Origin of the sequence: Nodosilinea sp. FACHB-141 (assembly GCF_014696135.1) — a bacterium.
Taxonomy (GTDB): Bacteria; Cyanobacteriota; Cyanobacteriia; order Phormidesmidales; family Phormidesmidaceae; genus Nodosilinea.
In genome coordinates this window covers 251,619-277,558 of record NZ_JACJPP010000011.1, presented here as the reverse complement: position 1 = coordinate 277,558, position 25,940 = coordinate 251,619, and the positions used below count along the sequence as shown (strand labels likewise).

Sequence of the window (25,940 nt, the reverse complement as noted above, 5' to 3'; positions counted from 1 at the left end):
CTATCCGATTCTGGAGACCGACTATGAATACCTTTTTTGCTTCAGCGATGGCCTGGGCACGCAATGTTGCGATCGCTCTTTCCTGCATGCTGGTGCTGCTGACCGCTACCCCTGCTCTGGCCAACAGCAGTACCCCTAGCAGCCCCACCCAAGGCACAGCCCCCCTCAATGGTGTATACAACGAAGCTGAAAAATCGGTGCAGCCTGAGAATGCCCTCAACGGCGACAAGGTAATCGACCGAGCCAACCAAGGGCTGAACGAAGTGCAGAAAAACGCCGATACCAACCAGATGAACACCCCCGCTAACTCTGGCCAGGCCACTTCGCCTATCGATAAGATCAAAGCCGCTCTGAGCAATTTGACCAAGTAAGCACAATCAACAGCCCTTTCTGATGCCGTTGGCCAGGGAGTAGCGCGGTAAACTAGGAGGGTTTTCTCCTGGAGCTGGCTACCCCGGTCAGCGGTATTTTTTTATGGCCCTTGCGATCGCAGATCTGATCTCTAAACTCGAAGCCTGGGCCAACCCCGCCTGGCAAGAAGACTGGGACAACTGTGGTTGGCAAGTGCAGCCCGGGCTGCTCGACGAACCGGCCCACGTGCTGGTGTGCCTCACTCCCACTCTGGCGGTGATGGCCGAAGCCCTCAAACTCCGTCAGCAAGGCGTGGGTGTGAACCTAATTCTGGCCCACCATCCGCTGATTTTTAGCCCGCTGAAGCGCGTCATCCAGGGCGACCCAGTGGGGGATATGGTGCGACAGGCGATCGCCCACAACATTGGCATCTACACCGCCCACACTAACTTTGACCAGGTGCAAGACGGCACCGCCGACTTGCTAGCCCAGGTACTGCACCTGCAAAACTCTCAGCCCGTGGTGCCCACCCAACCCGGCATTGGCTATGGGCGCGTAGGCGATTTTAGCCCCACCCTCAGTCTGCAAGAGCTGCTCAATCTAATTCAAGCCAAGCTCTCGCCGCCTCGCCTGATCTACTCTCCCGCCGCCGATCTAACCCAAACTATTAGCCGGGTGGCGGTGCTAGGGGGCAGCGGGGCCAGTTTTATGGGAGCAGTTGCAAAGACTGGGGCGCAGGCCTATCTGACCTCAGACTGCAAGTTTCACCAGTTTCAGGAAGGGCGCGATCGCAACCTCGTGCTGATCGATGCGGGCCACTATGCTACCGAACGGCCGGCCTGCGCCCGTTTAGCGGAGATTATACGGCAGTGGGGTGTCCCCTGGGCACAGCTCAGCGACCAAGACGAAGATTTTCGCCAATTTTGGGGCAACTGAAGCATCTGTTTCCTCTCAAGGGCTATATGAAGTCACTTCGGTGACCTCTTAACAGCAGCTCTGCACTTCTAGCGAATTTTCTTTATCAAAATCTGCCCACTACCTGTCCACTGGCCAGGGCTTTTAGGTAGAGCCATTACTTTGCCCCCTTGGAACCCTGATAAAGGATGGGGTAGTATCAGCAATAACCTTATGCGCTAGGAGGGCTAGGCTCATGTTTCATCTGTACTTTGGAGCGTTTGATATTGTGCTTTATTTGGCGGGCATCTACTCCGCTATGGCCCTATCTAAAGCCCTCTGCGACCAAATGGATGAAGCTGAAGTCGCCCAGAACGTGACCACTACGGCTCCTCAGGTTGCCCCTATGCAGCCTATTGCCCCCCACCTAGTAGCTCCCGCCCCTAAGCGTGAGAAAGTCAGCGTCAAAGTACCAGCGAACTGACGCCAGTCAAAGCTATTCATGAAAGCAAATACGTCTTTGTAGCTCGCCTGGCAGCTGAGTGCGGCGGGGCTAGATTTTGCAGCTCATTTTTGTCAACGGTAGATGCCCTGAGCTACTGGTAAAAACTGCCACAGTAGATCGTCCTTCCCGGCAGGGATTTGACAGTATGGAGCTGTGAGAGCTGAGAGCTACACCCTAGTGGTTTTGGGGCTTGGCGACGCCTCTCTAAAAGAGAATTGCCCTAAAACCGAGCAATTTTGTCCTTTGGTGCTCTACTTTTTGTGTTTTGTGCCACTGTAGGTAGCTGGCACAACCCTCTAGCGAACAAATAGGGTCAGTAGAATGAGGAGACAACTGGCGCGGTTAGAGCATTGGCGACGCGCATGGTCACTGGCACACCAATGGATCAACAACGCGGCTATGCTCGATTTTTTTAAGTATCGAGTGGGGCAGTCAGCGTGGACCAAGCTGATCGGCCGCACCCTGATGAAGTGGCAGCAAGACGACTGCCTTGAGATGGGTGCCGCTCTCGCCTACTACGCCCTGTTTTCGATGTTCCCGATGATTTTGGTGTCGTTGAGCATTGTGGGTTTTCTCATTGGCCCCAGCACCGATGCCTACAACGCCGTGCTCCATTTCGCCCAAGAGGCCTTGCCCCCCGACGCCTTTCCCCTAGTGCAGGCCACCCTCATAGAGTTTCACAACGGCAGCACTAGCGCCAGCATTGTCGGTTTTGGCATTTTGTTGTTTACCTCCAGCGGTTTTTTTGGGGCCCTCAGCCGCTCCTTTGACAAAATTTGGCACACCAAGCCCAGCCACCACCGCTTTGACGGTATGGGAGAAGTGGCGTTTATCTTTTTATGGCGGCGATTTCTGGCGTTTTTGCTGGTGATTGGGGCCACCAGCCTCATCTTTGTGTCGCTGCTTTCCAACATTGCTATCGGCACTATCACCAAGATTTTGGAAGGGGTGAACGAGTGGGTGACGGTGCTGGCAATCGATCAGGTACAGCTGCTATCGTGGCTGCGGCTAGGCATCTCTTTCGTGACGCTGACGCTGGTGGTCATGGTGCTCTATAAAACTCTGCCTAGCACCCGTGTAGCTTGGCGAGATGTGTGGCTGGGGGCACTGCTCACTTCCATTCTGTGGCTAATTTTGCAGCAGCTGATCAGTAACAGTGTAATTAGCCTGGGCAGTCAGTTTCGCTCCTACGGGGTCGTAGGTGGGGTCATGGTGCTCATGCTGTGGATTTACCTCACCAGCCAAATTTTCTTTTTGGGTGGCGAGTTTACCTACGTCTACGCTCACCAATTCGGCAGCCGCAAGGGGCAGAAAAAGCTCACGGCCAAGGTAGGGGGCCAGTAAGTGGTTTAATTTATAGAGCAGTTTACGGAATGGGCCAATGGCGACAGCGCAGCGTGGAGTAACGATCTGGTTTACGGGGTTGAGCGGGTCGGGCAAATCGACCATCGCTCGGGCTCTGGAGGCCGAACTGCGCCAGCGGGGTTGCCAGCTGGAGGTGCTCGACGGCGATGTTGTGCGCACTAACCTCACCAAGGGCCTGGGCTTTAGCAAAGAAGACCGCGATGAAAACATTCGCCGCATTGGCTTTGTGTCGCACCTACTGACCCGCAACGGCGTGGTGGTGCTGGTGTCGGCAATTTCGCCCTACCGCGAGGCACGGGATACGGTGCGCGATCGCATCGGTGACTTTGTCGAAGTGTTTGTCGATGCCCCCCTCAGCGTCTGCGAAGACCGCGACGTCAAAGGCCTCTACAAAAAAGCCCGCGCTGGCGAAATCAAGCAATTTACTGGCATTGACGACCCCTACGAAGCGCCCCTCAACCCCGAGGTGCACTGCCACACCGATCAACAATCCGTCGAAGAGAGCGTGGCCCAGGTGATCGACAAGCTCGAAGCCATGGGCTACCTGGCGGCAGCGGCGGTGGCCTAGCCAACGCTATCAGTGACGGCATCCTAGCCTGCCATCAGATTAGGCAATTCGATGGTAGGCGCTCTCTCAGACTGTATGCGCCGGTTACTCTACCGCTGTAGCAGTGATGCCCACTATTCTTTACAGAACAATGGGCATCGGGGATTAACTAGTGCGAAACAAGATTTTTGAGGAAATTTTGCTTCCTAGCAGAGGTTTGATTTACTCTACCTCAGAGACCTTTTCCACGGCGTCTTTGCGGGTGACGGACCAGAAGATACCGGCACTGCCAGGGGCTCTGAGCTTACAGGCCGGGCACTCGCAGGTCGCGCCACCGGCAACCAGGCTGAGATATTTGATTTCGGCTTGGATAGAGACTTCGCTAATGGGCAGCCCCAGCATCTTTTTAATGTGGGATTCTAGGGGGCGACAGGCTCGTCGGGCGTAGCCTTGTCCTGCTCGTTCTGAGTAGATAACGTAATCTGAAAGCCAGGTGTCATTCATACGGTAACTCTATCGGGCGACTTTGCATCCCTCTTAAGGAATAGATTTAGAGTACGCCTTAAGGTAGATGCAAATCAATGATTCCCCAAAAAAGAGCGATATTTTCATTGGGCAGGTGACTTTAAACACATTCAGGCTTCCCCTTACTGCTTACTAGGGATAAGCTAAGCACCCAGCGTTACCCCAGAGCTCGGCTGCGCCGCAGCTTGCTGAGCAAACGCGCAGGCGGTTCTCGGCGAGCGTAGCTGACCAGATAGTCATGCACCAGCTGGTAGCGATCGATGGGGATGTCGGGCAGCAAAAACACCAGACCCGAGCCCACTAGAATATCTAGCACCAGGTCGAGCTGGTCGGCCTGGTAGACGGCACCGCGCAGTTTGATCTCTTCTTCGATGTCTTCTCGACTGCGTTGGGGGCGATAGGGGCGACTGTCGCGATCGATATCGGTGAGCAGGTAGAGCACCAGGCGAGCCAGATCGGCATTTTCAGCGCCGCAATCGTCAACGACGGTGCCCAAAAAATTTTGCACCAGGGTTTCTTTGGGAGAGTTGCCCAGGTCGAGATATTCCGCCAAGGTATTAATCTCCTGGCGCTGGAGCTGAGCCCCCACCACCTGAAGTTCGATCGGGCGCACCTCGCCGATGGGGGTCGACAGGTCAGCCACCAGCTGGTCGATCAGGGCGGTTTCGAGGTAGAAGTGGGCGTCATCAGTGAGGCGGCGAATTAAAAATTTGGCGTCGGTGGCCTTAAAATTGCCCAAGTAGTAGCGGTATTCGCGGCTGAGAATGTCGTTGTTGAGAATATCGAGGTCAAAGCCGCGCTCAATTTCGAGTAGGTGGTGAAGGTAGTCTTCGCGCAGGGACAGCACCACCTTGATGTAGGGCGTGTTGAGGCAGTCGAGCAAGAAGGCGTAGAAGTCGCGGCGCTGGGTCAGCTCTACGGCATCGACGAAAAATTCTTCGAACTGATCAAAAATCAGCACGATTTGCCGATAGCTCTGCTCGGTGAAGCGTTTGAGGCGATCGCTCAGGTCAATGGGGTCAATGGGGGCCGCCGGGGGAATGCCGTCGGTCTCGCTGACCTGCTGTAAGGCGCGGGCCAGAGCTTGGTTGACCTCGTCGGGCCAGTCGCGGTAGCCCTTGACCAGCACTGCCAAAGTCGATCGCCCCTCAGGAAACGACTTGGCCAACGCGGGCATTAGCCCAGCGTAGAGAATCGAGCTTTTGCCTACTCCCGATGGCCCGTGGATAATCACCAGCGGGTAGCGGGCCTGTTCCAGGCGATCGGTGAGGGCATCGACATCGGCCTGGCGACCCGAGGACTGAATTTCGGTGGCCAATAGCGCCTGGGAAGAGCCCTCGCCGCTCCCCCGCAGGGGCTCCTGGGGCTGAATTTCGCTCGCCCCAATGAAGGCGCGCAGCTTAAAGCGGGTGTCGACCTGGCGCTGCTTGAGCTTGACCCCAAAGGCGGCGCGGTATTTTTTTTGCTGGTAGTACTGCTGCTGCAGCGTTTGCAGAATGCTGCGGTAGAGGGGCAGATCGGTGTTGGGGTCGGTGTAGGTGTAGGCCGCTTCGAGCAGGGTAGTGGCCGCCTCGGGCTGCACCTGGGCAATGTAGACCCGCCCTAGCAGAAAGAGGTACCAACCCCGCTGATACTGATTAGCCATCGCTAGGGCAGAGCGAGACGAATCGGTATCGGGTTCGCTGGCGGAACCGATGGTGACGGCCCCTGCGATCGCCAGGATATTCAGCGCCCGCTCGGCGTTGGTTTTGGCAGTGGCGGCATCGCCCTGGGCCAGGGCCACCTCCGCCAGGTAGCCGTGGTTGCGCGCCAAGCGAATGGGGTCTTGGCGGTGCAGGGTCAGCCCCTCTTGGGCAGTGCGGGCCAGGGCGGTCCAGGCCCCCAGTTTTTGCTGCACCTCTGCCAGAGCGTGAATAAATTTGCCCACCAGGTCGGGCTCCCCCAGGTCGCGAAAAATGCGCAGGCAGGCGGTGAAGTAGCTCTCGGCCTTGTGCAGCATGCGATCGTAGACCACTCGCTGCAAGATCGCCTGACTGCGACAGGTCGCTCCCAGATAGAAGAGGAGGACGGCTTGTTTTTGGCGGGGAGTAGGGGGTGGCGGAGTTAGGGGTGGGGAGGTAGGGGGGTGGGCACGAGTGGATTTTTGCCAGTAGTTCAAGCTTTGCTCGAAGTGGTAGCGGGCCACGTCGAGGTCGCTGCGGCTAAAGGCGTCGCGGCCCTTGAGAAAGTCGAGGCTGGCCTTGAGCTCACTGCCAAGGGTGGCGTGGGTTTGGGCAATGTCAGCCAGGGCAAACTCTAGCTCTGTGCGCAAGGTCGACCCCGGTTGAAAGTCAGTAGCTTCGGCGGGGTGGGGGCTGCTATCCCCCAATGAGAGCATGGTGGCGAATAGGTCGTTAGCGCTGGCGTGGAGTGAGTCGATCAGCTCACCGGGGGGATATTCAAAGGGGATAGGGGCAGCGGCAAAGCTCTTAAAGTCGGGAGCATGGCGGTTGAGAACGGCCAGAGTGCGATCGCTCACCCACAGCACCACCGGAAACGGCAGCGCCTGCGGAAAGGCGTTGCGTCCCAGGTTAGCGGCTTTAAACACCGCCGCAGCATTTTCCAGCTGCTCTAGGCCGGTCACCATCAGCGCCGAAGGTAATGGGGAATCGAGGGGCAGGGTCAAGGCCTGGAGCAGAGTAGTGACGTGGGTAGGCAGCGATCGCTCCACCAAAGGCGTATAGGTCTGCAAATGATCGACCATCAGCCGCTGCAAGCGCGAGTAGTTACACCGAGCCAGCACCAGCGAAAAGCGATTGGGCCTGAGGGTGATTGCCCGCTTAAGCTCAGCCAGAGCTGCCCGGTTGTGGGCCACAATGTCACTGGTGCCCAGGCGCTGAAGCCCGCTCATGGTCGACTCTGCTGGGCCAGCCAGCTGCGGTAGCGATCGGTCTCGGCCAGCAGGGGGTTAGGGCCAAACCAGCGGCCCTGGGCGTCACGGTACTCGTATAAAAACAGGCTGCGCACCAAAATGTTGTAGTCTTCATCGCCCTGCACATCCTGCCGGGAGACGGCTTGGAGCAGCAGATCCCACTCGTGGTCGCTGACTAGACCCATCAGGCTGTCGCGCTCGTTGCGAATCACCGCCTCTAGGGTGTCGCGCAAAAAGGGTGGGTCCTGCTTGCGCAGGCAGCCATCTAGCAGGCGAATTAGGTTGCGCATGTGGCCGCCGCTCACTTGGCAGAGGCGATCGAGAGTGGCCATCTCGTCAAAGACTTCGCCCACCGCGTCGATGCGCTGGTTCACGTTGAAATCAGGGAAGGCGCGAATCAGCACCATCTGCCGCAGCAGCGCCATGCCCGCCTCGTCGGTGTTGCCCTTGCGGTCTTGCATTGGCACCATGGGCAGCACCATGGGGTTGGTGCCAAAGCGATTCGATAGCCGCACCAGGTCATTCGAAAACATCAGCTCTAGGGGAATGGTGTAGACCATGTGGCAGTCGAGCTGCCTGAGCTGCTCACCCCGATCCACAAAAATGTATTCTGACTGAAGCCGTCCCTGGGAGCGGGGGGCGCTGTCGATGCGATCGAGATTATCCATAATCACCACCAGGCGATTTTTGCCCTGCTCTTGGAGGCGATCGTTGGCGGGGGTGAGCAGCTCGTCGTTGATGGCGGTAATAATGCTGCGGGTGCGCGGCTCCAGATACTGTCTGAGCTGGCTACGCATGTCGGGGCTCTGCTTGGCCGAGGCCGTAATGCTGGCAATGCCTGCCGAAAAGCTCACATCGGAGATTTCCATCGGGGTGCGCAGGGTGTCGGCCAGGTTTTGAAACAGGCCTTGCAGGTAGGTGGGCCGGGTAGCAATGCCAAGTTTGTCGAGGTGCTCGCTGATGTTGTGGGCAATGCTAAGCAGAATGTCGGAGATTTCGACATCGGCCATCTCTAAGTCGCGGTCTGACTCAAAGTAGACCACCTCGTAGCTGCGCCGCACCAGAGCGTCTTGAAGGCGAAAGAGTTCTGTCGACTTGCCGCAGCCGATGTGGCCGGTAAATAGCTGGGTAGTGGGACGGTTGCGAGCCAAGCGGGCAATTTTGCGCTCTAGCTCTTGAACAATGTCGCCGCCGCGCACGGTGGAGAAGTCGATGTAGTAGCGCTTGCCCCGCAGCGGTTGGGTGGGGTCGCAGGCATCATAAAACTGCTGTAGATCCAGCATAGGCAACGGCTGTAAGGTTGCCCTCAGGGTAGCGCAAGGGCAGGCAGGCGAAGGTAAAGCTTTAGCGACCCTATGCTAGTGCCGAATGGGTTTAGGGATAAATCTGGGGATAGTCAGCGGGCTCGACAACCTCCCCGGGCGAGTTGCTGCATTCCTGGTAGCGGAAGGTTTCTAGCTCTAGCTCACCCCCCGACCAGCGGTAGTCGGCTAGCGAGCCGCAGTCACCAATGCCCCGCGCCTTGCTAAATACCGTCAGTAGCTCTTGATCAGGGTCAAAGGTGGTCAGGCCGCCTACAGTGCCCTCGCTAGCGCGCACAAACTGCCCGGTTTCATCGGGATAAAACACGTCGAGCGACAGCGGCTGCCACGAGCCATCGGGCTGGTAGGCCACGTAGGCGTAGACCGACTGGTAGGCGGCGTTGGCACAGACCAGCTCCACTAGGGCACGGTCATCTACCCGATAGACCCGCGACTCTGCCTGGGCAACCTCGGGCTGATAAAACCCGTTGCAGAGGTCGAGGCTTTCGACTTGGTCGTAAACGGTTTGCAGAATCACCTCGTCTGCAGGCAGGTTGCTCTCACTATTAGGGTCAGCGGCAGCGCCCGACTCGGCTGGGGTCGGAGATGATGCTTCGGGGGTAGGGGTTGGCGGCGTATTGCAACTGGCGATCGCAATTATCACCAAAGCTGCCATTATGCTTTGGGCGTTAAGTTGTCTCACTCGGTGCTCCTCAGCGCGATCGCCGGTTAGGTTGCCATGATCCTATTTTGCTAGCATTCCCGTCCTGGTAGTAGCTAACTTCAATAGCAACGCACCTCCCGATCCCAGCCCAATCCTTCTTTAGCGGTAAGCAAAGGCTCTAAAGTACCGTCTGCGGGTGGATTAACGCGATCGGGAAAAGCCGATAAGATTTGAACAAAACTACCTAGCCCCCCAAATTCTGAAGTCTATGCTGTCAACGCGGACACCCTCTTCCCCTTCTCAATTGCAGCCGGAAGCGGGCTACCTCGTTTACACCCTAGGGCAGCTTACAGAGCGTATTCAGAAGCCGTTTGCCGTCGATTTAGGAGTAGACCTTCACACCTTAGAGCGGCGGGGGCATCACTCCCTATAATGGCAAACCTCAATGGCTCTACGAGGCCAACCTGCAACCAGCGCACCGTTCTCGTTCTAGATCGGGTTTACGGCAGAGCCGATATCTATCAGCAGCTCTTGCAGCAGCATGGCGAACTGTCGTATCAGGTTGTAGCTCAGCTGTATGACGGCCCGATCTTAGACCTGTGTCAGACTCAGCAAGTCGATGGCATTCTTCTAGAGTCTCACCATCCCGACAGTCGCAGTTTTGAGCTAGTGCAACACCTCAGGGCTCAGCTGCACCACCAATGCCCACCGATTATTGTGATTGGCGAGAACGATGCCAATGTGGCCATACATGCGATGAAACTGGGGGCGATCGACTATCTGTGCCGCAGCGAGTTTACCGTCGATCAGCTTCAGCGGGCTCTCGATGCGGTGATGCCCTGCACCCACCCAGTCACCTACCCCAGACTGCAGGATCGAGAGCGGTTTCTTGCCGTGGGGTCAGATTTGCAGGCGATCGCCGGCTATGACGGCTATTTTCGCTGGGTGAGCCCCACCTTTGAACAGGTGCTGGGCTGGACGACCGCCGAAATGACCGCCCGCCCCTGGCTTGACTTTATCCATCCAGACGATGTCGCCCCCTCGATCGCAGCGGCAGACACCCTGCTCTCTGGCGGCGAAATTTTGGCATTTGAAAACCGCTATCGCCATCGCGATGGCACCTATCGTTGGCTGCGCTGGCGCTGTCAGCTGGACGCTGAGCAGCAGGTGAGCTACGGCACCGCCGTTGACATCAGCGCGCTCAAACAGTCTGAGGCTGCTCTCGACAACAGCAACGACGATCTAGTTGAGCAATCGCACGTTTTCGACGCCATGCTGTCGGCCATCAGCGATTTTGTCTATCTCTTCGATCGCCAGGGCCGCTTTGTGTTTGCCAACCAACCCCTGCTCGACCTGTGGGGATTGTCATTAGAAGATGTTGTCGGGAAAAACTTCTTTGACCTCAACTACCCCAAAACGTTAGCGGCCAAACTTCAGCGACAGGTTGAGCAAGTGTTCACCACCGCCCAACCCGTCAGAGATGAGGCTTCATACACCAGTCCAACCGGCATCAGTGGCATCTACGAGCACATCTTCACCCCGCTGTCTGACCCAGACGGCTCAGTGCAAGCGGTGGTGGGCTCGACCCGCAACATTACCGAACGCCAGCGCACCGCCACTGCCCTGCAAGAAAGCGAAGAACGGTTTCGTCTGATGGCCAATACGGTGCCGGAAGTAATCTGGATTACCGACGCCGCCGGTCGAGTCGAGTTTGTTAACCAGCAGTGGAGGAACTATACGGGGGCCGATCGCGAGCCAACCACAGCGGTCGAGGCTCTGATCAGCTGCGTCCATCCCGATGACGTGACCATGACGCTGAACACGTTCAACCGAGCGCTAGGGAGCGGCAGTTTGTTCAAAACTGAGCACCGCATTCGCTCAGCAGCCGGTTTCTACCACTGGTTTTTGATTCAGGCCGAACCCTACCGCGATCCGCAGACTGGCCGAATTGTGCGCTGGTTTGGCACCCTAGTTGACATCCACGATCGCAAGTTAGCCGAAGCCGCCCTAAGCGCCTCGGAGACCAAATATCGATCACTGTTCAACTCCATGGACGAAGGCTTTTGCATTTTGCAGATGATCTTCGACGAGCAAGAGCGGCCCATCGACTACCGCTACATCGAGACCAATCCCGTCTTTGAGCGGCAGTCGGGGCTAGCCAATGCCCTCGGCAAGACCATTCGCGAGCTAGTGCCCAATATTGAGCCCTTTTGGTTTGACATCTTCGGCCGAGTTGCCCTCACCGGCGAACCTATGCGCTTTGAAGACCAGGCCCAGTCAATGGGTCGATGGTTTGACGTCAACGCCTTTCGCGTCGGTGCCCCCCACGAGCGCAAAGTGGCCGTGCTCTTCCAAGACATCACCGGAGCCAAAGAGGCTGAGGCCCGACTGCATCGAGCCGCCAAACTAGACGCGTTTCGAGTCACCCTAGCCGATGCGCTGCGAGTGCTGAGCGACCCCCTTGAGGTGCAAGCCACCGCCTGCCACCTGATTGGCGAAGAGCTAAACGCCAGCCGAGTCTATTACTACGAATACAACGAAGCTACCCTCATGGGTACCGTTCACAATGACTATAGGCAAGCCGGTGAGCCCAGCCTAGTAGGGGTTTACCATTTTGAAGATTTCTCAACTGTGCATACGCTGCTGCGCACGGGGCATCCGCTGCTGCTGGCCGACGTGGCCAACACCACGATGCTTACCCCAGCAGAACAGGCTCAGTTTAAAGAGTTAGGCATGGCGGCAGTGGTCTCCATTCCCCTGGTCAAAGACTACCAGTTGGTCGCGGTGTTTAGCGTCGGTCAGTCGGTTCCCCGAGACTGGACGGCCCTTGAAATTTCGCTGATTCACGAGACCGCCGAGCGCACTTGGGCAGCCGTCGAGCGCGCCCAGGCCGAAGCGCGGTTGAGCCAAAGCGAAGCCCAGTTTCGCCTACTCGTCACCGCTAGCTCAGATACGCTCTATAAAATGAGCGCTGACTGGAGCGAGATGTACAGCATTGATGGTCAGGCTTTGCTGACTGGCACCGATCGCCCCAATGGCTCGTGGCTAGACACCTACATTCCCCAGGGCGATCGCCCGCGAGTGCAGGAGGCCATTCAGCAGGCCATTGGCGACAAGCGCCCCTTTGAGCTAGAACACCAGGTGTTGCGACCAGACGGTACCGTGGGCTGGACCGTGTCGCGGGCGGTGCCGCTACTCAACGAGCACAATGAAATCGTTGAATGGTTTGGAGCGGCCAGCGATGTCACCGAGCGCAAGCAGCTGCTAGAGCGAGAGCAGACAGCGCGAGAAAATGCGGAGCGGGCCAACCGCACCAAAGACGAGTTTTTGGCGATTCTCTCCCATGAACTCAGGTCGCCCCTCAACCCCATCTTGGGCTGGGCTAAACTGCTTCAGACTAATCAGCTCGATGCCGAAAAGACTCGTCGCGCCTTATCGACTATCGAGCGCAACGCCAAGCTGCAAACCCAGCTGATCGACGACCTGCTCGATGTAGCTAAAATTCTGCAGGGCAAGCTTGAGATTAGCGATATTGCGATCAATTTAGCCTCGGTAATTGAGGCCTCTACAGATGTGGTGAGAACCGCCGTGCAGGCCAAAGCGATCGTGCTGCACACTACCCTAGCCGACGATTGCTTAGTCAGAGGAGATAGCGCCCGCCTCCAGCAGGTGATCTGGAATCTTTTGTCTAACGCTGTCAAATTTACGCCTCAGGGCGGGCAGATCGAGCTGTGCCTCGAAGCGGTGAACGGTTGCGCCCAGGTGACCATCACCGATACCGGCAAGGGCATTAGCCGCGAGTTTTTGCCGCAGCTCTTTGACTCGTTTCGACAGGAAGATGTGTCGATTACTCGCCAGTACGGCGGGCTGGGGCTGGGGCTGTCGATCGTTAAGTACTTGGTCGAAGCCCACGGTGGCAGCATTATCGCCGATAGCCCAGGCGAGGGGCAGGGGTCAACCTTTACCCTGCGGCTGCCGCTGATGACTGATGCCGCCGTTCCGCCCCTTGAGGACGCCCCTCTGCCCACCGTTATTGACCTAACGGGGGTTAGAGTGCTGGCCGTTGACGACAGCCAAGACAGCCTTGATTTAATTACTACGGTGCTGAGTCAGTATGGGGCCGAGGTGCGAGGCGTCGCTTCGGCCCATGAGGTGTTGCCCCATTTGACCAATTTTGAGCCCGATGTCTTGGTATGTGACATCGCCATGCCCGACATGGATGGCTACACCCTGCTGCAACAGATTCGCCACTTGCCGGCCGAATATGGCAGCCGAGTACCGGCGATCGCCGTCACCGCCTTTGCCCGCGAAGAAGATCGCCACCGTGCCTTGGCCAACGGCTTTCAACAACATATGACTAAACCTATCGAGCCCGAAAGACTGCTGCTGGTGGTGACAGAACTAGCTATGGCCAGCCGTGCCGCTCACAGTGGGCTTTTAGAGTGAGGCGTTATCTCTACTTGACTCAAAAGCTGACAGCTGACGGGTCAGAGCAGAGGTTTTAGCAGCGGCGATCGCTATCGCCCATCGACAGCATCGATAGCCAGGATAGATGGAGGGTTTTGCTGAGGCGATCGCCCTTCGCTAGGGTAAACGCAGGCTGTTTTCGGTAAATCCCTTGCTATGGATATTGGACTGGCCTTTGGGCTGTCGTTTGGGTTGCTGCTGGTGGGTGCGGTGCAGGGCATATTTATCGCCTATCCGCTGCTGCTGGCCATGGCCTTATTTGTGGGAGTGCTGCGCCGACGAGGCTTTTCGCTACAGGCGCTGGCGGCTATGGGGTGGACCGGCAGCCAAAAAGCCTTGCCCGTAATTGGGGTGCTGCTCATTATTGGTGCCGTCACCGCCAGTTGGATGGCGGCGGGCACGGTGCCAACGCTGGTGTACTACGGCCTCCAAGTGGTGACGCCCCACAGCTTTGTGTTGGTGGCCTTTGGCTTAGCTAGCGCTGTGTCACTGCTGCTGGGCACCTCCTTTGGCACTGTGGGCACTGTCGGGGTGGCGCTGATGATCATGGTGGCGGGGGGCGAAAATAGCGGGTTTGATCGCCACCTGATTGCCGGAGCAATTATTGCTGGAGCCTACGTGGGCGATCGCGCCTCACCCATGTCCTCTAGCGCGCTGCTGATCGCCGCCATCACTCGCACCGACCTCTACGACAACATTCGCCGCATGTGGCGCACCTCGCTGTTGCCCCTGGGGCTGGCGATCGCAATTTATGCTGGCTTTGCCGGGTTCGCCCCAGTGCCCTTGGCCGAGTCGAGCCTGATAGCCGACTTAGCGACTGAGTTTCGACTGGGGCCGGTGACGCTGCTGCCGGCGGGGGTCATGGTGGTGCTGTCATTGCTGCGGGTACCGGTGCAAAGGGCCATGGTGGCCAGCACCACCACGGCGATCGCCGTGGCGGTGGCCTATCAGCACTACAGCGGGTGGCAGGTGCTGCAATATCTGCTCACCGGGTTTCACCTAGAGGCTGACTCGCCGCTCAACGCTATTGTGCTGGGTGGCGGCGTGGCAGCGATGCTACGGGTGTCGCTGGTGGTAGTGATCTCGACCGCCTTTGTGGGCATTTTTGCCGAAACGCGGCTGCTACACCGGCTGGAGCGATCGCTAGAGCGGGTCAAAACACCGGGCGATCGCATCTGGGCCACCACCCTCCTTGGTACCCTCTCCGCCGCCTTTGGCTGCACCCAAACCATCGCCATTTTGCTGACCCAGCAGCTGCTCGGCCCTACCTACCACCGCACCTCTGCCCCGCCTCCTGCCCTAGCCCTCGACCTAGAAAACACCGTCGTGGTGATCTCCCCGTTAATTCCTTGGAACATCGCTGGGCTGGTTCCAGCCACTATTCTGGGGGTAAATGCGGGGTTTATTCCCTTTGCCTGCTATCTCTACCTGGTACCGCTAGTGGGTTTGGTCTGTGCTAAGGGGCGATCGTCGCCGGGTGAGGTCCTAAGCAGCTTGCCTCCAAGCAAAGGACCCACTGCTAAGTTTGATCGCTTTAAGAAGGACATTTAGCCTTGCCACCCCTTGCCGTTGCCCAGTCAAAGCTGTCTTTGCACCCATCGGGTCAGGCCCCGTAGAAGTTTGCCAGAATTATAGAGCAACTCGGTACTATGGTCGGCACGGTGGTTTCAATGCCTTAGAAAAGCGAAAAACCCATAACCTTGGTTAAGGCTATGAGTTCAGAATTGCTTGGGTCTGAAGACGATTGCCAGAGTAGTCGGCCACTCCGGCTTAGCAACCTACCACTTGCCGCTACACGACAGGGTTCCAGCTAACGTCCGTAGTGGGTAGTGTAGTAACGCCCTCTACTAGATTTGTGCCATTCATCAACCACAGCGCATTTTCCCCAGTTCCTGGGTTGTGCCACAGTAGGTCTAGGTTGCCATCCTGGTTAAAGTCAGCGGCTCCCTTCGCCTTCCATTCAGCGGCAGCGGCAGTGGTTTGGTGACTTTTAACGAAGGTAGCACCATCCATTTCCCAGAATACGTTGGCACCGGTAATGCGGTTTTCCCAGAAGATGTCTGTCTTGCCATCCTTGGTAAAGTCGCCTACGGCCCCCACCTCCCAATCGAGACCTGCATTAACGGTAATAAACTCTCCAGAGACAAAGTTAGTGCCATTCATGAACCAAACAGCAAGCTCACCGGTGTTGGCGTTACGCCAGAGAAGGTCGTCTTTTTTGTCGACATTGGTGTCTTTGTTGAAGTTGCCAGATTCAACTACCTTCCAGCCAGAGGCAGCATCATTAGGAAGAAGAGCACCGGACGTAAGATTAACCCCATCCATGAGCCAAACAGCAGCCTGATTAGTGGCTTTGTTTTGCCAGACTAGGTCAGCTTTGCCGTCGCCATTGAGATCACCCAAAGCTTTGATGTCCCAGTTCACGTCTTTTACTTCTATAGTCGGTGAGAGAAAATCACCCCCGGCAAAGTTGATATTATCCATTAGCCAGAATACTGTCTGACCAGCGCTTTGATGCCGCCAGAAGATGTCAACAGAACCGTCATTGTTAAAGTCAGAGGTGGCGTTGAACTTCGCGACGCTTCCGCTGGTGGGCGCACTCGTCAGCGACTCTGAAGTGCCCTGTCCATCCACATAGCTCACCGCTACCTGCAAGAACTGGCTTACCTGAGCGTTGCGGGGGCTAAAGGTGTTGCCAGTCGCGCCGGCAATGTTGCTCCAGGTAATGCCATCGCTAGATTGTTTCCACTGGTAGCTCAGAGTACCTAAGCCATCAGCATCGGCCAGGGTAGAGGTATTTGCAGTCAGAATTTGACCCTGGGCGACGGTGCCGTTGACGGTGACGCTGCCCGTAGGTGCGTCGTTAACATTGGCTACTTTAGCTGCCGTAGCATTGCTGTTAACGGTTTCGAGGCTGCCACCGCCGTCGGTGTAGCTTACCTGCGATCGCACGAACTGGTTGACCTGTGCTTGGGTGAGGGTAAAGGTATTAGCCGTAGCCCCAGCAATGGTCGTCCAGGTGTTGCCATCGGTAGACTGCTGCCACTGGTAGTTCAGGGTACCGAGGCCATCGGCATCAGACAGGTTTGAGGTATTTGCCGTCAGAGTTTGACCTTGGGTACCGGTGCCGTTAAGGGTGACACCGCCCGTGGGTGCGTCGTTAACGTTGGCTACTTTGGCTGCTGTAGCATTGCTGTTAACGGTTTCGAGGCTGCCGCCGCCGTCGGTGAAGCTGACCTGCGACCGCACAAACTGACCGACCTGTGCTTGGGTGAGGGTAAAGGTACTGGCTGTAGCCCCAGCAATGGTCGTCCAGGTGGTGCCATCGCTAGACTGCTGCCACTGGTAGTTCAAGGTACCCAAGCCATCGAGATCGCCAAAATCGGGGGTGGGAGTGGCAGTGAGCAGTGAGCCTTGCTCTGCATTACCGGTGAGGGTCACGCCACCTGTAGGTAGGTCGTTAACGTTGGCGATTTTGCTAGCTGTAGGAGCGCTAAAGACCTCCTCAGCAGCGCCAAAGCCATCAACGTAGCTCACCCGTGCCCGCACAAACTGACCTACGCGCTCTTGGGTGAGAGTGAACGTACTTGCCGTAGCTCCAGCGATCGCCGTCCAGGTGATGCCATCGCTAGACTGCTGCCACTGGTAGTTGAGCACACCCAACCCATCTAGGTCTACTAAATTGGATGTGTTTGCGGTGAGTACGCTGTTTTGTTGGGGAGCACCACTGAGGGTAACAGGAGCACCAACCGACGTAGCAGCTAGAGTATTGTGGCCGCTTGCCGTTAACGCTGGGGCCAGGGCGACAAAGGTATTGGTCACAGGGTCCCAACTAGAGAAGTTGGTACTATTAAATCCATTTAGATAAAATAGCCCCTCGCCTGCATCTACTGCCGCTGATAGCCAGTTGCCTACAGAGTTGTAAGCAGGGCTAACCTGCTGAAGCGCCAGCGTGTTGTTGGCCAAGTCGTAGGCGTAAATTGGGTAGTTATAACCCTGCGAATAGTAGCGCCCGTCGTAAATTTCGCCGAATCGTCGGGTTTCACCGCTGTCAATCTGACCACCAACACTAAACGTCGTGATGGTACCAGTAGCTAGGTTTACTTCCCAAGCACCATACTGAGAAAATTGGCCAACTACAAACTTACCTGTTACTGGGTCATAGTCTGCCGCTGTAGACGCTCCTCCAGGCAACGCCAAAGAATTCCAAGTACCACCTTGAGTGTAGTAGAGAGTAGTTTGTCCCTGGGCTGTAAGGATAAACTCATTATTGTTAGTAACCTCTAAGTTGCCATAGTCCCAATTGACATTTGGCCCGGCCTGTACATCGACCCAAGTATCAGTGTCAGGGTTATAGCGCTGAATAATATTGGTATTATCGTTCAGCATGTACAGCTCGTTATTGCTCGAGACTGCTAGCTGAGTAGACGTGGCGATGGGGTTTAGGGTCTTCCAAACGTTGGTTGTTGGGTTGTAAACCTCGAAATTATCGATATAACCATCGATAGAAGTTCGATAGACCTTTGCAAGGCTCAAACCACCAGGAGCATCGTTGACGTTGGCGATTGTGGTGGCTGTTGCATTGCTAAAAACCGTTTCGAGGGTGCCGCCACCGTCGGTGTAGCTCACCTGCGATCGCACAAACTGACCAACCTGGGCTTGGGTCAGCGTAAACGTACTCGCTGTTGCCCCAGTGATGGCAGTCCAGGTGGTGCCATCGGTAGATTGTTGCCACTGGTAGTTTAGAGCGCCCAGACCATCGGCATCGGACAGGGCAGAGGTATCGACGGTGAGAACAGCATTTTGTGTAGCAGTGCCGCTAGCAGCAATGCCACCCATGGGTGCGTCGTTAACGTTAGCAACTTTGGTTGCTGTGGCATTGCTATTAACGGTTTCGAGGTTGCCACCGCCATCGGTGTAGCTAACCTGGGATCTTACAAACTGGCCAACTTGGGCTTGGGTCAGCGTAAACGTGCTCGCCGTGGCCCCAGAGATAGTCGTCCAGGTCATGCCATCGGTAGACTGCTGCCACTGGTAGTTTAAGGTACCTAGGCCATTGGGGTCTCCCAGAGTGGATGTGGCGGTGAGCAGCGAACCCTGCTCTACTGTACCGGCAACAGTGACGCCGCCTGTAGGTGCGCCGTTGACTTTGGCTGCCGTAGCATTGCTATTAACGGTTTCGAGGCTGCCGTCGCCGTCGGTATAGCTGACCTGCGAGCGCACGAATTGGTTGACCTGCGCTTGGGTGAGAGTAAAAGTATTGGCCGTAGCCCCAGCAATCGTTGCCCAAGTGATGCCATCGGTGGACTGCTGCCACTGGTAGTTCAGAGTACCTAGGCCATCGGCATCGGCCAGGGTAGAAGTGTTTGCTGTTAGGGTTTGGCCTTGAGCGAGGGTGCCATTGATGGTGACGGTGCCAGTGGGCAAGTCGTTGACGGGGGTAATCGTGATTGTGGCCGTGCCACTAGCAGTCTCACCAAGATTATTCTTGGCTGAGACGGTCAGCGTTTTCGATGTTTCAGGGGCATCAGACGTGTTGTTGTACTGAACCCTTTGAGCGATCGCAGACAATATGCTGTCATTGGGGTTAACTGGTGGTACGGCCTGGGTCACGACCACATCGTCAATAAAGAGCTGTGCCCCTGCCGCTCGACCACCTGTAAAGTCGAACGTACCTGCAACGAAAACGAACCGATATTCCCCTGATTGAGTAATGTTGACGGTTTGTTTTGCCCACGTCGTCGAGGCAGTGTCACTATTCCCCGTCTGGTTAAGGATCGTGACTATGTTGTTAGTGTTGACGTCGACAAGATAACCGTAAACATCATAGGCATCACCGCCACCCTGCGCCTGCCATTCAAAAGAGACCTGGTCGCCGACTGACAGTTGCACCGTGCCGTTGCTGTAAATAGACGGGCCACGCACGATATCATAGCCAGTCTTAGTCGTGATGCCAGTACTTCTTAACTGAACAGAATTGCCACCCCCATCATTCTGGGTACTACTGAGTACTGTGCTAAATGTTCCTGGGTTCTGGGGTATATTTTGCCCTCGATCAACGTTATTACCTGGAAAGGTGGTATCCACGGGAGTGGGCAACCCGGCAATCGTGTCGATGCCGAACCTTACCTGCTGGTTGACACCAGTCCAACCTGTGATCGTTGTGCTTCCACTTGTTCCCAAATTGAAATTGCCATTCTCAAAGCCTGCGGAGAAGTTAATACGCAGTTTTTGGCCGTTTTGGCCATCAAATGTAGAGTCAACATTGCCGATGACCGAGGCGGCACTGCCATTCCCTACGTAGACGGCATTGCCAACAATCGAGATCTGACCGTTGCCGATGGCTGGACTGCCGTCCGTTGCTAAAGTTAAAAAGTCAAACGAGGTGGCTGTCCCAAGGCTGAACTCGATGTAACCATTTTTGTAATTTGTGCCTCCGGAGAAGGTAATGTCGTTATCTAAGATATAGGCAGGACCTTGCTCGCTATAAGATGAATTGCTGAGATTATTAATGATAGGAGCCAATTTGCCGGCCCAAGAGGCGAGTACGGGAGTGCTAAAGGGGGCGAGGGCAGTAGTCTGAGTCGGGCTAACCTCTAGCGACCAGTACCCTTGACCAATCACTTGACGAGAAGCAGCAATATCGGCACCAGTGAGTTGGTGCAACTTCTCAATCAACTCTTCGCCCGCATCTCCGGCAGCCACATTGCAGCCATAGAGCAGCAGGGTAGGGTTTGAAGCTTGAGGAGAGAACCACGACCGTAGCGCTTGAGCGTAGTTCTCTAGATTAGTCAGATTGAGCTGAGTGTTACCCAAATACAAAACACCAGGAGCACCGTGGGAGACAATATGCACAGTGCTGGCAGGGTAAGCCTCAAGGTAGTTGGTAATCTGAGCAACACCATCCACATCGGCAGCTAACACCTTGACAGCAACCCCAGGCAACACCCCACTTACGAGGTGCGGAACGTCGCTAACACTGGCATCAATAAAAACAACGGACTGGGCATGCTGAAACATTAGTGTACTCCTAGTGGAATGAGCGAGACTTTGAGTTTCGCTGGTGTTTCAAAAGCGATCAAGGCACTGAAAAACCAGCAGCCAACGATGCCAAAAAGCAACACTACAATCTCAAAGACAATGGCGAACGAACAAGACTTTAAGAGGAAGTTTGGTTTCCCTCAAAAAGTATTAAACGGCTACATCTGAATTAGTTAGCAGGCTTGCTTCGTTTGCGATACGCCAAGGCTACTAATAAATTGAGGTGAATTGAGCCAATCTGGTGTAAGCCTAGATTTTTCAGATTACTACAAAGCAACTTAATTATTGGTGAAGTTATTGTTGCTTGAGCAATCAAATTAAAAAATTTATAACTTAGGGAATCCATAGCGTAGAGTGTGCCAACAGATTCAAATTGAGAAGTTAAACGAAGACAGGAGGGACTTAAAGCATAGATGGATCCGTTCCAAAAGTGAACTAGGTAGCAAGAGAGGGAATGGCTGTTGAAAGTTATTCGCCATCGAAAACATATCCCTCTAGTGAATATGCCCAGTTCTCTTCAAAAAACCCCAAACACCTTCTGGCATTACAAACCGTAACTCAAGCCCTGCTAGCAACCCACTCTTTACGCTCCTTTTGTTATCTCTGTCTCTAAAAGGAAAGTCGTAAAGTTTAGCTATCCAATTTAGTTCCTTACTTGCTCTTACTGGTGCCGTTCTCTAGCGCAAAGTTCAGCAATTTCCCTGAGGCGAGAACAAATTCTCTCGATAGAGGTAGTGTTGATTGGGTACAAAATAATTTGAGCAGGCGATCGCGATGGTCTGCCCGCCAACCTAATTTACTCCCTTAAGCTACTAGTTGAAAATACGGTTATTTCTCCCCAGACTAGGATTACTGGCAGCCCGCGTTAAGAGAAAACCCCTATTTTTGGGACAACAGGAGCCGCGATCACCTTGTGCTTTTGCACCACCACTTTGTCCTTGAGTCTGCCGCCGCTAACGCAGGCCGCATTTCAACAGTGCTTAACCCACCTGGCTCTACTAGGCCAAGCGGATGGAGGCAGCTCGCCGCAATTGCCGCCTACCAGCAGCCCTTCATCCTGCCAGTTTGAGCCAAGGCCTAGTATTGCGGCTTAGTAAACTCAGCCGCGGGCTACAAAGATTCTCCTGTTTCATGCCCAAACGTCTTAGCGCTTTAATTCTTGCTCGGCGTAGTGGGTTAAGTAGTGATCCATAGGACTAACCAGTAACAAACGCCTTAGTCCTGATTTGTATCAGCATCTAGTTTGGTGGCTAGTGCCCCCTGCGAAACGCTGCCGCCACCTAAATTCTGCAACGTCTGGGCTAAATCTAGCCCCGTGGTCTGCTTCATCTGCTCCATGAACGAGGCCAGCTTGGTGGCATTGCCGCCCCGCCCCGGATCGATCACGGTGATGCTTTCGACCTGCACGTCGGGCACGGTGTCGACCAAATTCGCCAGCAGTGACTCCAGTTTTTGAAAGAGAAAGATTTCTCGGGCGTGGTCGCCTGCGGCCTTCCAAGTGGTAGCCAGTTCGCGAATGCCTTCGGCGCGGGCGCGACCATCTTCGACAATGCTGGCGGCGTCGCCTTTGGCGCGGGCCTGGGCCTGCTGGCAAGAGGCAGCGGCGGGGGCAATCACATCGGCCTGGAGCTGCTGCTCGACCTGGTTGCGGCGTTCGCGCTGGACGGCGAGTTCGGCTTCGGTGCGGGCGACTTCGGCAGCGATCTCAGACTCGGCTTCGGAGATGGCGGCCTGGCGCTGGCTGAGGGCGTTTTGCAGGCGGCGATCGGCATCGGCGCGGGTGATCTCTATTTTGGCCTCAATCTGGCGCAGGGAGGTGCGTTTGAGGTTCTCGGCGGCTTGCAGGGCCGATTGGGTCTTGGCCTCGGCTTCAGCAATGCGGGCGTCGCGCAGCAGATCGGCCCGCTGTTTGCGACCGATCGAGTTGAGGTAGCCAACGTCGTCGGAGATATTTTGAATTTGCAGGTTGTCGAGGATGAGGCCGAGCTGGGCTAAGTCGTCGTCGGCTTCGTCGAGCAGGTTGCGGACAAAGGCCATTTTGTCTTCGTTCACCTGTTCAGGGGTAAGGGTGGCCAGCACGCCTCGCAGATTGCCCTCTAAGGTTTCGCGGGCAATTTTTTCGATCTCTTCGCGGCTCTTGCCCAGCAGGCGCTCGATCGCATTGTGAATCGCCGGTTCTTCACCCGCAATTTTGATGTTAGCCACGCCATCCACGTTGAGGGGGATGCCGCCCTTGGAGTAGGCGCTGGCTACCTTCAGCTCGATGATCATGTTGGTGAGTTCCATACGGAACGTCTTTTCGAGCAGGGGTTTGCGAATGCTGCTGCCACCCTTGACTAGGCGATAGCCGACGCTGTGCCCATCGCCGACGGTGCGGCGATCGCCTGCAAAGATCAGCACTTCGCTGGGCTGGCAGATGTAGTAGAGGTTTTTGATGATCAGCAGCAGGCTGCCGGTGGCCCCAAACATGACCACCAGGAGGGTGAAGATGAGGCTCATGGAGTTTGCTCCGAGGGTAGGGATGGGGGAGTGGGGGGTGGAGGGGTGAGGGGGGAGATGGCGGCGAGAGGAATGCCGAGGATATCTTCGGACTGGCGCAAAAACTGCTTCACCATTTCGGGATAGGCGTTGAGGAGCGATGCGATCGCCTTGCCGTCGCCGTTGTCGATCACGTTCACCTGTCCCAGGTGCAGCCGACCGGGAATTCGCCCTGCCTCTTTGAGCACCATTTCGAGCTGCTGCACCAAAAAGATTTGGGAGGCATCCACCCCGGTTTCTTGCCAGACCTGAACCAGCATTTGGCTGGCCTGGGCCGAAGCCTTAGCGTTTTCTTCAAGGGTGGCGGCGGCCCCTCGGGCCTGAAACTCTTGGGCGCGCTGCTGGGCCTTGGCGGGCAGCACCTTTTCCACCTCGAGGCGGGCCTGTTCCAGGTGGGCGCGAATCGCTTGGAGTTCTCGCTGGGCGCGGGCGCGGGCCTCTTCGGCGGCGGTCAGGGTGCGCTCTTCTTCAATGCGGGCCTGCTTTTCGACCTCGGCAGTGATGCGGCGCAGCTCGTTTTCTTTTTCTTGAATTACGGTGCGAGCCTGGGTTTTGGCCACTTCGGCCTCGCGGCTGCTGTCGGCCTCAATTTGCTCGGCTTCGGCAACGGCGTTAGATTCAGCAATTTCGGCATCGCGCACCACGTTGGCGATCTGCCGCCGCCCAATGGAGTTGAGGTAGTCAACCTGGTCGGCGACGCTCTGAATCTTGAGGGTGTCGAGCTGCAACCCCAGTTTGACTAGGTCGTTGCGCACATCGCTGGCAATGCGCTCGGCGAACTGGAGCCGGTCTTCGTTCAGCTGTTCGGGGGTGAGGGTGGCTACCACACCGCGCAGGTTGCCCTCCAGGGTTTCGCGCGCCACCCGAGAAATTTCTTCGCGACCTCGGCCCAAAAAGCGCTCGATCGCATTACCGACCAGCACCTCATCGCGGGCAATCTTGACGTTGGCGATCGCCTGAATATCCAGCGGCGTGCCCCCCTTCGAGTAGGCATTGGTGACCTCAATCGGCACTGGCATGGTGGTCAAATCCATGGTTTTGACCGTTTCGAGAATGGGAATGCGAAAGGTGCGCCCGCCGTAGATCACCCGGTAACCCAAGGTCTGACCATCGGCGCGGCGGTACTTGCGCCCGGAGATAATCAAGATTTTGTTAGGGTCGCAGATCTGCACCAAGGCATTGACGCCCCAGATGGTGAGCAGCACCACAAAGATCAGGACGGCGATCGCCCCACCTCCTAAGGCCCGCCCCCCGCTCTGCCCAATCACCGGCACCGCTGGCATCACCTCCGCGATCGCCACCGTATCAGCCTTAGTCATTCCATCCGCCATACATAACCTCTTCCTTGAGTCGTCACCGCTAGCACCAAGCCGTATTGAAAATGTGGGTGATCGAGTGATGGAGTTACGGGGTGATGGGTTAATGGAGTGTCTTGCTCCAACTCCCCCACGCCATCACTCCCCTACCCCATCACTCCCTACTCCCTCAACCCCTCCGCCGCTGCCACCCATAGCTTGTTATGCTCCATCCCCACCACCAGCACCGTTTCGCCGACGTGAAACTCGCGTTCTTCCTGGGTAATGGCAAAAAAGCTGACGGTCGAGCCGGCAATGCTGAGGCTGACTTTGCCTCGGCTGTTGGTATCAAAGGGAATTTCCACTATGGCGATCTGGCCTGTCAGGGTTTCGGGACGAATCAGGCTACTGACCGACTGCCGACCGAGCGATCGCAGCACCAGCGCCGCCACCAGGCCACAAAACAGACCCATCAGCAGTGCAATTAGCGCACCTAGCCACCCCACCAAGTTGGGCTGTACCAGGTTGATCAATAGCCCTGTCAGACCAAAAAAGCAGAGGGCAAAGGTCCAAAACCGCAGGCTGAGAAAGGGCAGCCACCAGCGATCGCGCAGAGCCGTCAGCGTTTGGTCAATCTGGGTGCCCGCGTCAATGTCGTCAACACTGGCAGATGCTTCAACATCGAAGTCAAAATTGGTGTCGATGTCTATGCCATCCAACCCGCCGACGGCAGCCAGCAAGACAAAAATGCCCCCGACGACAAAACACAGACCGTAGATCAGCATAGTTGGCGGCACCTCACGGGGTTGGCCAGGTTAATCCCCGTTGCCAGGGTACTCGCGCCGACCCAGTCTACGCCCGTGTTCTTCACTAATTGGAACGTGGAAGCAGATGCGAGTCAGACTACATCGGCGGCAGCATCTACAGCATGGGATGGGGAATGGGCAAACTTCACGGCGGTTAGAGGTTCAGGCAGGGCGGCTTGACCACCATTGGCCACCACTTCGACGGTGCCGCGAAACATGTTCATGCCGCAGGCAAACTCGTAGCGACCGGGCTGGGTTGGGGTGAACTCGATTGCCGTAGTCTGATTTACCGGCAGCACCTGGGCAATGCGAAAATCAGGGAAGCGCACTTCTTCTAAGCAACTGCTGGGATCTTTGCGGTAAAAATTCAGCCGCACTGGCTGCCCCGCCTGCACTACGATGTGGCTGGGATCGTAGCCCCCATCGACGGTAACGGTGACTTCCTGCACACCGTCCGTAGCCGTAGCTTGGCGAGACTTAGGTTTGCTGAATAAGAACCACCAGAGTTCGAGGCCGATCAGCCCTAGCCCAGCACTGGTAACGGCAACTCTAGACCATAGGGGTTGTTCGATGCGCTGAAACTGCCCAGTGGACTCAGCCATGCCCGTATGATCCATTTGGGCTAGGGTACTGCTGGCAAGGGTGGTGGTGAGGATCAAACTGGCGAAACCGCTGAGGGTAAGGTGTTTGAGTTTCATGGGAAAGAATCTGGGAATGGGGGGTGAGGGAG

General features: G+C 56.2%; 18 protein-coding genes. 9 read left to right on the top strand and 9 right to left on the bottom strand.

Translation table 11 applies throughout. The features are described from left to right. Positions 1 to 23 precede the first annotated feature (23 nt). The 5 genes from H6F59_RS09825 to cysC all read left to right on the top strand — a co-directional run bounded on the left by H6F59_RS09825 (position 24) and on the right by cysC (position 3,683). Entirely contained in the window at positions 24 to 371 is a 348-nt protein-coding gene (locus tag H6F59_RS09825) for a hypothetical protein (protein WP_190698351.1), read from the top strand. Between the two features lie 103 nt (positions 372 to 474). After that, the gene (locus H6F59_RS09820; RefSeq protein WP_190698348.1) at positions 475 to 1,287 is read left to right on the top strand and encodes a Nif3-like dinuclear metal center hexameric protein; all 813 of its coding nucleotides are present in this window, start codon (positions 475 to 477) and stop codon (positions 1,285 to 1,287) included. A gap of 214 nt (positions 1,288 to 1,501) precedes the next feature. Next, positions 1,502 to 1,729 (top strand): hypothetical protein, encoded by a 228-nt coding sequence (locus H6F59_RS09815; protein WP_190698345.1) that lies wholly within the window; start codon positions 1,502 to 1,504, stop codon positions 1,727 to 1,729. 420 nt (positions 1,730 to 2,149) lie between these two features. Continuing rightward, positions 2,150 to 3,094, top strand: coding sequence for a YihY/virulence factor BrkB family protein (locus H6F59_RS09810; protein ID WP_242021370.1), 945 nt, complete (start codon positions 2,150 to 2,152; stop codon positions 3,092 to 3,094). 37 nt (positions 3,095 to 3,131) lie between these two features. After that, positions 3,132 to 3,683 (top strand): adenylyl-sulfate kinase, encoded by a 552-nt coding sequence (gene cysC / locus H6F59_RS09805; RefSeq protein ID WP_190523019.1) that lies wholly within the window; start codon positions 3,132 to 3,134, stop codon positions 3,681 to 3,683. Between the two features lie 201 nt (positions 3,684 to 3,884). Here the strand turns inward: cysC and H6F59_RS09800 are convergent, their stop codons facing one another. From H6F59_RS09800 to H6F59_RS09785, 4 genes are all read right to left on the bottom strand, one after another. After that, positions 3,885 to 4,166, bottom strand: a complete 282-nt coding sequence (locus H6F59_RS09800) for a hypothetical protein (protein WP_190698342.1) — start codon at positions 4,164 to 4,166, stop codon at positions 3,885 to 3,887. Positions 4,167 to 4,344: 178 nt separating this feature from the next. Then, complete coding sequence (locus tag H6F59_RS09795) at positions 4,345 to 7,077, bottom strand: ATP-binding protein (RefSeq protein WP_190698339.1); 2,733 nt, start codon at positions 7,075 to 7,077, stop codon at positions 4,345 to 4,347. After that, positions 7,074 to 8,381: an AAA family ATPase gene (locus tag H6F59_RS09790; protein WP_190698336.1), complete on the bottom strand. Its 1,308-nt coding sequence runs from the start codon at positions 8,379 to 8,381 to the stop codon at positions 7,074 to 7,076. Before H6F59_RS09790 ends, H6F59_RS09795 begins: the two co-directional genes overlap by 4 nt. 91 nt (positions 8,382 to 8,472) lie before the next feature. Next, positions 8,473 to 9,102, bottom strand: a complete 630-nt coding sequence (locus H6F59_RS09785; protein WP_190698333.1) for a DUF1176 domain-containing protein — start codon at positions 9,100 to 9,102, stop codon at positions 8,473 to 8,475. 229 nt (positions 9,103 to 9,331) lie between these two features. On the opposite strand from H6F59_RS09785, the gene H6F59_RS09780 reads away from it, so the two are divergent. The 3 genes from H6F59_RS09780 to H6F59_RS09770 all read left to right on the top strand — a co-directional run bounded on the left by H6F59_RS09780 (position 9,332) and on the right by H6F59_RS09770 (position 15,081). Then, positions 9,332 to 9,496 carry a hypothetical protein gene (locus H6F59_RS09780; RefSeq protein ID WP_190698330.1) on the top strand — a complete coding sequence of 55 codons (165 nt, stop codon included), beginning with the start codon at positions 9,332 to 9,334 and terminating at the stop codon, positions 9,494 to 9,496. Further along, positions 9,496 to 13,509 carry a PAS domain S-box protein gene (locus H6F59_RS09775; protein WP_190698327.1) on the top strand — a complete coding sequence of 1,338 codons (4,014 nt, stop codon included), beginning with the start codon at positions 9,496 to 9,498 and terminating at the stop codon, positions 13,507 to 13,509. The genes H6F59_RS09780 and H6F59_RS09775 overlap by 1 nt, the downstream gene beginning before the upstream one ends. Before the next feature lie 177 nt (positions 13,510 to 13,686). Then, a complete protein-coding gene (locus H6F59_RS09770) occupies positions 13,687 to 15,081 on the top strand; it encodes a Na+/H+ antiporter NhaC family protein (protein WP_190698325.1) in 1,395 nt (464 codons plus the stop codon). A gap of 240 nt (positions 15,082 to 15,321) precedes the next feature. On the opposite strand, the gene H6F59_RS09765 is transcribed toward H6F59_RS09770, so the two are convergent. Beyond that, a complete protein-coding gene (locus H6F59_RS09765; protein WP_190698322.1) occupies positions 15,322 to 20,550 on the bottom strand; it encodes a DUF4347 domain-containing protein in 5,229 nt (1,742 codons plus the stop codon). 18 nt (positions 20,551 to 20,568) lie between these two features. On the opposite strand from H6F59_RS09765, the gene H6F59_RS09760 reads away from it, so the two are divergent. Beyond that, positions 20,569 to 20,739 (top strand): hypothetical protein, encoded by a 171-nt coding sequence (locus H6F59_RS09760; protein ID WP_190698316.1) that lies wholly within the window; start codon positions 20,569 to 20,571, stop codon positions 20,737 to 20,739. Positions 20,740 to 21,786: 1,047 nt separating this feature from the next. Here H6F59_RS09760 and H6F59_RS09755 read toward each other — a convergent pair. The 4 genes from H6F59_RS09755 to H6F59_RS09740 form a co-directional block, all read right to left on the bottom strand. After that, positions 21,787 to 23,070, bottom strand: coding sequence for a flotillin family protein (locus H6F59_RS09755; RefSeq protein ID WP_190698313.1), 1,284 nt, complete (start codon positions 23,068 to 23,070; stop codon positions 21,787 to 21,789). Continuing rightward, complete coding sequence (locus tag H6F59_RS09750) at positions 23,067 to 24,392, bottom strand: SPFH domain-containing protein (RefSeq protein ID WP_190699770.1); 1,326 nt, start codon at positions 24,390 to 24,392, stop codon at positions 23,067 to 23,069. The genes H6F59_RS09755 and H6F59_RS09750 overlap by 4 nt, the downstream gene beginning before the upstream one ends. 194 nt (positions 24,393 to 24,586) lie before the next feature. Beyond that, complete coding sequence (locus H6F59_RS09745) at positions 24,587 to 25,189, bottom strand: NfeD family protein (RefSeq protein WP_190698310.1); 603 nt, start codon at positions 25,187 to 25,189, stop codon at positions 24,587 to 24,589. A 113-nt stretch (positions 25,190 to 25,302) separates the two neighbouring features. Next, positions 25,303 to 25,908: a cupredoxin domain-containing protein gene (locus H6F59_RS09740; RefSeq protein ID WP_190698307.1), complete on the bottom strand. Its 606-nt coding sequence runs from the start codon at positions 25,906 to 25,908 to the stop codon at positions 25,303 to 25,305. Positions 25,909 to 25,940: the final 32 nt, after the last annotated feature.